Origin of the sequence: Shewanella sp. cp20 (assembly GCF_000832025.1) — a bacterium.
Classification (GTDB): Bacteria; Pseudomonadota; Gammaproteobacteria; order Enterobacterales; family Shewanellaceae; genus Shewanella.
Window position 1 is genome coordinate 1 of sequence record NZ_JPII01000037.1, and the last position, 2,756, is coordinate 2,756.

The window sequence follows — 2,756 nt, forward strand, 5'->3', positions numbered from 1 at the left end:
CTGACCGACAGCGGCGCGCTCAGCTTCACCGACGTGGATGTCAACAACACCCACAGCGTCACCGAGGTCTACAACAATGACATCAGCTGGAGCGGTGGTGACCTGACCAGCGTACTCAGCGCCGGCCAAATCCAGAGCCTCATCGATGGCTTCAGTGTCGACAGTGACAGCTGGGATTACAGCATCCTCAACTCTCTGGTGCAGTTCCTTGCTGAAGATGAAACCATCACTCTGAGTTTCAATGTCACAGTCACTGATAATGACGGTGGGACGGATACTCAAACAGTCACAATCACCATCAATGGAACTAACGATCCAATTGAAGGCGAATTTGCTAAAGAGATCTGGGTACCGGCATCGCTTGCTGAAATAGCCATACCTTATCTTGATGGTTATCCACTCAACATTGATATACCAACGGATCAAGACTACACAGATGTCATCACTATCACAGGATTAAATCTATCCTTCGTCGATCCTGACGAGACAGCAGAAATAGGCCAGATCTGGTATCTGGATGATGATACAGGGGTATTAACCCTATATGACTTCGATAACCCTGTCGTACTTTCAGCTTCTGAGCTCGGTAGCTTAGTATATGTGCCTGGAAACAACGCCGGCATAGACGATCAGCTAGATATTAATCTAACCTTTACGATTAACTCAGGTTCCGACAGTGTCGATGGTAACTTTGTCATCCACACGGTTCCCGCCAACAGTCTAGGTGGAAATACTGTGCTTATCGGTGATGGTTCATCACCACTGACTTCAGGCAATGATCAAGATGCCTTCCTGACCGTTAGTAGCGCATTTGCCAGCGCCATCAACTTAGATCCGAGCAGTGGTGCATTAGATCTGTTTACTGATTTCCAAAAATCGCCTTTCGATATCCCAATTCCTAACAGCGAAATTGGCGGACAGACAGGTATAGAAAGGGAGGAAGAAGTATCTGTAAGGCTGACCATCAACGGAATCACCTTCATTGTGATAGCGGCAGCTAATGGCGTAACAGATTGGTTCTATGATGCTAATTCGGGTCTGATGAGTGCCCATATCTCTTATACAAACATTCTGATGGAATCTAACAATAGCATCACGCTGGCCGATTATCTTGGTGCCAATCCTGTCGATCCCGGTGATATTTGGACCATCACCTACTTGGATAACGATGGTGGCTCATATCAGGCACGTTTTGTTCAGGCCACCTTTACCCATGAGCAACTCCCCGATACCGCCGTAACCGTAACTGGTACGGATAATGTAGATAACCTAATCTTCGGTACCACAGAGGGTGACTCTCTAACTGGGGCAAACCTCGATGACGAAATATATGGTCGAGAAGGCAACGACTCTATATTCGGCTTGGAAGGCGACGATCAACTCATCGGTGGTTCCGGTGACGATCTGATCCAAGGTGGAAGTGGTAATGACATCATTCTAGGAGGCTTAGGAAACGATACTATCGATGGTGGCACAGGTGCCGATATCCTCATTGGTGGTGCAGGTAGCGATACCATAGATGCAGGTATCGATAGCGATATAGATACCTTGGTTTGGGATGTTGGTTCCGACGATAATAGCTTAGATACTGTGCTCAATTTCGACATCAGTATGGATCAGTTAGATTTGTCAGCAATCTTAGTCGACGAAGAGAATGGTATGTACTCTCTAGATCAATACTTAGCATTCAATTTCAGCGGTGGGAATACTGAGATCTCTGTCGATGCCAACCATGATGGAATCGTTGATCTCACGATCGTGTTGAACAATGTTGACTTAACCAATAACAACACCTTAAGCGATACACAGATCATCAACAATCTACTCGGCAACGAAAACCTGATTATTGATACAATTCCATAACAGCCGACATTGTCGCGACACCCTACAAGGTCAAACCCTAATAATTAGTGGTTTGACCTTTTTATTTGTCAATCACAAGCATTACAAACTGCGAGCATACCTTACCTTTAGCATTATTTGCGTGTCAAAAAATTGACCACTGTACAGACTATTGATAACATTCAACACTTGGCGAAAAAACGCGCTAACAGTTACAACATTTAAAATCAAGTTGTGTCATTTAATTCTGCGGGGGCAGGTATGAAATCGATAGTTACCACCAAAAATGGACAAGTTATAGATGTAAAAGGGAAGGTTTCTTTGGTCACAGAAAGCGAGCAAAAAGCAGTAACTATCGGTGAAGTGATTCCCGAAGGAAGCACTATTCTCATTGCTGAGCAGGCTGATTTAGAGCTTGAGTTTGCAGACGGCACTTCTTTTACAAGTCAAAGTCTCAATGACACTTCGGCTGTTGAAGCTGATGCATTAAATGAAATTGAACAACTTCAAGCACTGATCGCATCTGGTGAAGACCCAACAGCCGAATTACCAGAAACCGCCGCGGGTAATACTGCCACCAGTGAAGGTGACTCTGGCTTTATTTCCGTTAGCAGAACTGGCGCACAAACAATCGCTGGCGCCGGATATACTACATCTGGATTCTCTGTAGAACAGCCTACAGTTCAAGCGTTTACCGTTAGTAGTGATGACGCCCCTACCATTACCGCTAATGACACTAATACTATCGCAGAAGATGAAGTCGCAACTGGCAACGTTTTAGACAATGATCTTGATTTCGATACCGAATTATCAGTAGTCAGCTTCAGCGTCGACGGTCAAACCGTTAACGCCGGCACCAGCGTCGAGCTAGAAGGTGGCAGCCTGGTGATCAACGCCGATGGCTCTTACACCTT

At 45.5% G+C, this 2,756-nt stretch carries 2 protein-coding genes; both read left to right on the top strand.

Features of this window, described 5'->3' with window-relative positions:
- A partial coding sequence (locus DB48_RS19710; RefSeq protein WP_152619160.1) for a type I secretion C-terminal target domain-containing protein occupies nucleotides 1-1,863 on the top strand: 1,863 nt, incomplete at its 5' end.
- A gap of 240 nt (nucleotides 1,864-2,103) precedes the next feature.
- A partial coding sequence (locus DB48_RS13385) for a retention module-containing protein (protein WP_041510742.1) occupies nucleotides 2,104-2,756 on the top strand: 653 nt, incomplete at its 3' end.